The 6,114-nt window shown below is 70.4% G+C and carries 6 protein-coding genes and 1 pseudogene; 1 reads left to right on the forward strand and 6 read right to left on the reverse strand.

The annotated features are described in order from the left end of the window. Positions 1–142: 142 nt before the first annotated feature. From EIO58_RS11140 to EIO58_RS11155, 4 genes are all read right to left on the reverse strand, one after another. Positions 143–1,042, reverse strand: coding sequence for a TIGR03943 family putative permease subunit (locus EIO58_RS11140; protein ID WP_205789234.1), 900 nt, complete (start codon positions 1,040–1,042; stop codon positions 143–145). Next, a complete protein-coding gene (locus EIO58_RS11145; protein WP_127819598.1) occupies positions 1,035–2,081 on the reverse strand; it encodes a permease in 1,047 nt (348 codons plus the stop codon). The genes EIO58_RS11140 and EIO58_RS11145 overlap by 8 nt, the downstream gene beginning before the upstream one ends. A gap of 22 nt (positions 2,082–2,103) precedes the next feature. Continuing rightward, on the reverse strand, positions 2,104–2,529 hold the full coding sequence (locus EIO58_RS11150; RefSeq protein WP_127819599.1) for a Fur family transcriptional regulator: 426 nt from the start codon (positions 2,527–2,529) through the stop codon (positions 2,104–2,106). Positions 2,530–2,594: 65 nt separating this feature from the next. Further along, complete coding sequence (locus EIO58_RS11155) at positions 2,595–3,536, reverse strand: alpha/beta fold hydrolase (protein WP_127819600.1); 942 nt, start codon at positions 3,534–3,536, stop codon at positions 2,595–2,597. A 108-nt stretch (positions 3,537–3,644) separates the two neighbouring features. Here EIO58_RS11155 and EIO58_RS11160 point away from each other — a divergent pair, with 108 nt between their 5' ends. After that, positions 3,645–4,613, forward strand: a complete 969-nt coding sequence (locus EIO58_RS11160; RefSeq protein WP_127819601.1) for a helix-turn-helix transcriptional regulator — start codon at positions 3,645–3,647, stop codon at positions 4,611–4,613. 208 nt (positions 4,614–4,821) lie between these two features. Here EIO58_RS11160 and EIO58_RS11165 read toward each other — a convergent pair whose 3' ends face one another. Beyond that, positions 4,822–5,703 (reverse strand): metal ABC transporter permease, encoded by an 882-nt coding sequence (locus tag EIO58_RS11165; protein WP_127819602.1) that lies wholly within the window; start codon positions 5,701–5,703, stop codon positions 4,822–4,824. Continuing rightward, positions 5,700–6,114: pseudogene (locus tag EIO58_RS11170) on the reverse strand (ABC transporter ATP-binding protein); the annotation flags it as partial. The gene EIO58_RS11165 and the pseudogene EIO58_RS11170, both read right to left, overlap by 4 nt.

Below are 6,114 nucleotides of genomic sequence, written 5' to 3' on the forward strand. Positions count from 1 at the left end.
GTCGGTGACCCGGGGGCCCTGCGCGACGCCCACCGCCGCGCCCGCGAGACCGAGCACCGCGAGCGCGCCGATGACGATCGCGAAGGCGCCCGCGAACGCACGCCCGCGACGACGCCGGGTCTGCGCCCGCCGCGTGCCGGACTCAGTACTCATACGGGTCCTCGGGCTCGGGGATCTCGTCGACCGACGCGGCCTCGAGCACGAGGCGTCCGTCGGACGACGCGCGCACGGTGCCGGTGACCGTCACCCACTGTCCGGCCGTCGGGAGGTCGCCGGCGACGACGGGAACGCTCGCGGGCTGCGCGTCGATCACGCAGTGGGTGATCACGAGGCGCGTGATGTCGAAGTCCCCGTCCTCGCCTGGGGTGACGAACCCGGTGAGCTCGACCGCGTCGCCGTCGAACGCGTCGGGGTTGGTCGCGGTCGCGAACGCCGTCGACCACTCGCCGACGCCGAACGAGGCGGTGTCTCCGGTCGAGGCCAGCTGGATCGTGTCGGCGCCGCCGAACAGCGGCGCCGCGCCGACGTCGCGCGACATCGCGAGCTCGGCGCTCAGCGACGCAGGCGGCAGCACGAGCGTGAGCACGACGACGCCCGATGCCGCGATCCCGCCGACCATCGTCGCCGCCACCGCGGCGGGATGGCTGCGGTGCACGTGCCCGTCATGCCCGCCGTGCGCCTCGTGCGCGTGCCCATGCACGTGCCCGTCGTGCGTCGCGGGTGTCGGAGGTTCGTCGCCGTGTCGGAGGATCAGCGGCGAGAACTCCGGCTCGCGTGCGCTCCTCCGATCTTCGGAGCCCGTGCCGACGCCGACGCCGCCGTGGTCGTGGCCGTGATCGGACTCGGCGCCGAGCGGCAGCGCGAACGATGCCACCGCGCCGGCGAGCACCACCACCGCCATCGACACGGCGAACCACGTCGAGTCGGGGTTGATGTAGAGCCCGAGCCGGCCGGTGACCGCGAGCGAGAGCGTGACCACGGCGAGGATCGAGGCGAGCCCGACTCCGAGCCACCGCGTGCCGACGAACTGCGCGCTACGCAAGGAGGTTCACCGCCGTTCCGATCGCGAACGCCGCCAGCACGACCACCACGACGATGCCGCCGAGCGTGCGCCACGTGAACGTCGTGCGCATGAGCGCGAGCATCTTGACGTCGACGATCGGCCCGACGAGCAGGAACGCGACGAGCGAGCCGGGCGTGAAGGTCGAGGCGAACGACAGCGCGAAGAACGAGTCGACGTTCGAGCAGATCGACACGATCATCGCGAGCGACATCATGGCCACGATCGACAGGGCGGGGTTCGACCCGATGGCGACGAGCGCCTCGCGCGGGATGAGCACCTGCACCGCCCCCGCGAGCGCGGAGCCGATGACGAGCGCCGGCATGACTGCGCGCAGCTCGACGACGAACTGCGCGAGCGTGCGGCGCCACTGGCCGCCCCGCATCCCCGATTCCCGAGCGTGTCGAAGGGCCATGTCGCACGTGTCGCGGAAGCGGTCCGTGAGCAGCGCGTCGGGCGACGGATGCCGCGAGTACAGCCACCCGATGAGATTCGCGATGGCGTAGCCGCCAAGGAGGCGCGCGATGAGGATGCCGTCGCTGTACCCGAACGCCTGGTGCGTGGTGATGATCACGATGGGGTTCACGATCGGCGCCGCGACGAGGAACGTGAGCGTCTCCGACACCGAGAATCCGCGCATCAGCAGTCCGCGCGCGAACGGCACATTGCCGCATTCGCAGACCGGCACGACCATGCCGAGCAGCGACAGCACTGCGCGGCGCGCCCACGCGCGGCGCGGCATCCATCGCTCGATGACGCCCGGCGGCACCCACACCTGCACGACGATCGAGAGAACGACGCCGAGCGCGACGAACGGCAGCGATTCGATGAGCACGCTGACCGCGAGGGTCAGTCCGTCCTGAGCGCGGGTCGACAACGATGCCGGGAACAGCGCCGGAGCGAGCCAGTCGATCACGAAGAGCCCGGCGACGACGGCGAGGCCGACGCCGAGCCAGAGCAGGGTGCGGGCTTGCGCGGATGGCCGCGGCGCAGCATCCGTCGATCCGTGGGCATGGCTCATCGAGCCCGCCCGCGCCGTGGGGTCAGTCCGCGTCACGCTTCTCGACGCCGCTCTTCTCCCGCGCCATCGCGCACGAGGCGCACAGCCCGAAGATGTCGACGATGTGCTCGGCGTCGCGGAAGCCGTGGCTCTCGGCCGTGCTCTTGGCCCACTGCTCGACGTCGGTCGCCTCGATCTCGACGGTCAGGCCGCACGAACGGCAGATGAGGTGGTGGTGGTGACCGCTGCTGACGCACGCGCGGTACAGGGATTCGCCCTCGGGGCTCTGCAGCGAGTCGGCGTCCCCCTGCGCCGCGAGACCCGCAAGCGCGCGGTACACGGTCGCGAGCCCGATTCCGGTGTTCTCGTCGCGCAGGATCGCGTGCAGCGACTGGGCGCTCACGAAGCCACGGGCGTCGGTGAGCGCTTCGCGCACGCGTTCGCGCTGCCACGTATTGCGCTGGGCCATGCCGGGGAGTCTACCGACGGCGCCTGAGCATCGCCCGGGCGCCAGGGCGCCCGGGCGAGGGGGTCTCAGCCGCCGTGCTGTGCCAACCACGTCAGAATCGCGTGGTTCGTCTCTTCCGGCATCTCCTCCTGGATCCAGTGACCGCAATCCAGGCTGATCACGTCCACGCGGGGCACGAAGTCCGCGAGCCGTTCGGACTGCGGGATCACATCCCGGCTGCCGTAGATCATGAGCGCAGGCTGGTGGATGATCGGGTCCACGTCCGCCAGCAGGCGCCAGTTGCGATCGAGGTTGCGGTACCAGTTGATGCTGCCGGTGAACCCCGAGGTCTCGAACGCCGAGACGAAGACCGCCAGCTCTCGGTCGCTCATCAAAGGCTCGCCCCGTGGCGTCTCCGCCCTGGCGAGATCGATCATCGCCATTCCGGGCTCCGGCGCTCGAGGCGGCTCGTTCTTGCGGTACAGGTTGCGGAGGAATCGGTGTGTGTTCTCTTCCAGCACGGCATCGGCCACACCTGGCTGCCGATTGAAGTGGACGAAGTAGTAGTCGGGGCCGAGCATCGCTTCCAGGAGCTCGATCCACGGTGTCTCACCGCGCTCCTGATACGGCAGGCTCAGGTTGATCAGCGACGTGACGCGGTTCGGGTGAAGCAAGGCGAGCCCCCAGACGACCATCGCACCCCAGTCGTGACCGACGAAGGCGGCGTCGTCGTACCCGTAGTGATCCACAAGCGCGACGAGATCGCCCGTCAGATGTTCGATGTCGTACCCGGTCACTTCGGTCGGACGCGATGAGTTGCCGTACCCCCGCTGGTTCGGGACGATGACGTGGTAGCCCGCGGCGACCAGGGCGGGCACCTGGTGGCGCCACGAGAAGGCGTGCTCGGGCCAGCCGTGGCAGAGCACGATCGGCCTGCCGGCATTCTCACGCCCTGCTTCGAAGACTTCGAGCTCCACGCCGTTGACGGCAACGAGCGTGGGTTCGGGGAACTCGGCTGGATGGGACATCGCACTTCCTCTCTCGGTTGCCGATCTCGGGTCAGGCGCGATCGGCTGCCGCCACCGTAGGATGCATTTCGGACAGGATCGGTCCTAGAGAGAAGGATGGCCGAGGAGATGCGGGAAGATCCCACGGGTCGAGCACTGCAGCTGCTCTCGCTCCTGCAGACCCACCGGTTCTGGCAGGCCGGCGAGCTCGCCGAACGCCTCGAGGTGACCGAGCGGACAGTGCGTCGTGACGTCGATCGCCTGCGCGGCCTCGGCTATCCGGTCGATGCCACGACGGGGAAGTACGGGGGCTACCGACTTGCGACGGGGGCGCACCTGCCGCCCCTGATCCTCGACGACGACGAGGCCGTGGCGGTGACCGTGGGCCTGCGGTACGCCGCCGAGGCGGCCATCGACGGCATCGAGGAGACGTCGCTGCGCGCCCTGGCGAAGATCGAGCAGCTCCTGCCCGACCGGCTGCGCCGGCGGGTGTCGGCACTGCACTCGAGCGTCATCTCGATACGGGGCGCGGCCGACGGCGACATCATCGACCCCGAGGCGCTCAGCGTGCTCGCGGCGGCCCGCCGCGACCACGAGCATGTTCGCTTCGACTACCGGCGTGGCGATGGCGAAAGCAGCCGGCGGCTCGTCCAGCCGCACCAGCTCGTCACTGCCGGGCGCCGCTGGTATCTCGTCGCATGGGATCGGCATCGCGAGGACTGGCGCACGTTCCGATTGGACCGGCTGCGGCAGCTGCGGCCGGTCGGCGGGCAGTTCACGCCCCGCGAGATCCCCGGTGGCGATGCGGCGAGCTTCGTCGCGGATTCGATCGGCCCGGCGCCCCGTCGTCGTGAGGCGAAGCTCGCGATCCGAGCGGGCTTCGCCGAACTCGAGGAAGTGCTCCGATTCGTCGATCACACCCCGATCGAGCGGGGGGCGGACTCCTGCCTCGTGCTGATCCGGGGCGAGGATCTCGGCCGGCTCGCCATGACAGTCGCCCGCCTTGCGCTGACCGCACCCGTGACGGTCCTCGAGCCGCCCGATCTGGCCGAGACCGTCCGTCGCCTCGCCGCCCACCTCGCCGCGTCGCCGCCCTGACGATCGGGACTGCTCGGCGACCCTTCTTCAGGTTCCCGTTGCTCCAGGTGGCGCAACACGCGGGATCACGACTCGAGTTCCCGCGTGTCGCGACACCCGAACGGCCGGCCACCACGGATGCCGCGGATCCAGGTGGCGCAACACGCGGGATCGCGGCGCCGATTTCGCGTGTCGTGACACCTGGACGAGGCCGAGCGCGGGCGCCGGCTCAGGCGGTGAGGACGGTCGGGGGCGCCGCGCGCGTCACCCTGCCACGACGCGCGCCGATGACACGGCAGACCACGTAGATCGCGAACGAGATCGTGGTGATGTACGGGCTCACCGGCAGCGTGCCCATGATCGCGAGCAGGATGCCGCCCACGGCCGAGACGAACCCGAACAGCGCCGACAGCAGCGGCACCGACAGCGGACCCGACGCGACGCGCATCGCCGCGGCGGCCGGGGTGACCAGCAGTGCCATCACGAGCAGCGCACCGATGATGTGCACGGCCACCGCCACGACGAGGCCGAGCAGCAGCATGAACGCCAGCGAGACTGCGGTCGTCGGCACGCCCCGCGCAGCGGCGGACTGAGGATCGAGCGAGTCGAACCGCAGCGGGCGCCAGATGAGCAGGAGCCCCAGCAGCACGACCACGCCGATCGCGGCGAGCCAGCCGAGCTGGCCGGTCTGCACCGACACGATCTGCCCCGTGAGCAGGCTGAACCGGTTCGCGCTGCGCCCGTCGTAGAGCGAGAGGAACAGGATGCCGAGGCCGAGGCCGAACGGCATGAGCACGCCGATGATCGAGTTGCGGTCGCGCGCCTTGGCGCCCAGCACTCCGATGAGGGCGGCGGCGACGAGCGATCCCACGATCGAGCCGGTCACCACGTCCCAGCCGATGAGCAGCGCGGCGGCGGCCCCGGCGAACGACAGCTCGCTGATGCCGTGCACCGCGAACGCCATGTCGCGCTGCATCACGAACACGCCGATGAGCCCGCCGACGAGCCCGAGCACCGCGCCCGCCCACACCGAGTTCGACACGAGCGCGAGGATCTCGCCGTAGAACGGCAGGCCGCCGAACATCGCGTCGGCGATGTCGTCCCAGTTCACGCCACCACCCCGTCGTGGTGGTGATGGGATGCCTCAGCGTCGGGCGCACCGACGACCACCAGCCGGTCACCCGCCCGCAGGACGAACACGTGCGCACCGTACAGCGCGGTGAGCACGTCGGAACGCAGCACCTCCTGGGGCGTCCCGAGCGTGAACCGTCCGTTCGCGATGTACAGGATGCGGTCGACCTTGCCGAGGAGGGGATTGATGTCGTGCGTCACGAGCAGCACTGCGGCGTCCTTCTCGCGCCGATGCCGGTCGATGAGGCCGATCACGGCCTGCTGGTTGGCGAGGTCGAGGCTCGTGAGCGGCTCGTCGCACAGGAGCAGCAGCGGGTCGTCGGCGAGCGCCTGGCCGGCGCGGAGGCGCTGCTGCTCGCCGCCGGACAGCATCCCGACGGGGCGGTCGGCG

This window comes from Microbacterium sp. CPCC 204701, assembly GCF_004010105.1.
GTDB lineage: Bacteria > Actinomycetota > Actinomycetes > Actinomycetales > Microbacteriaceae > Microbacterium.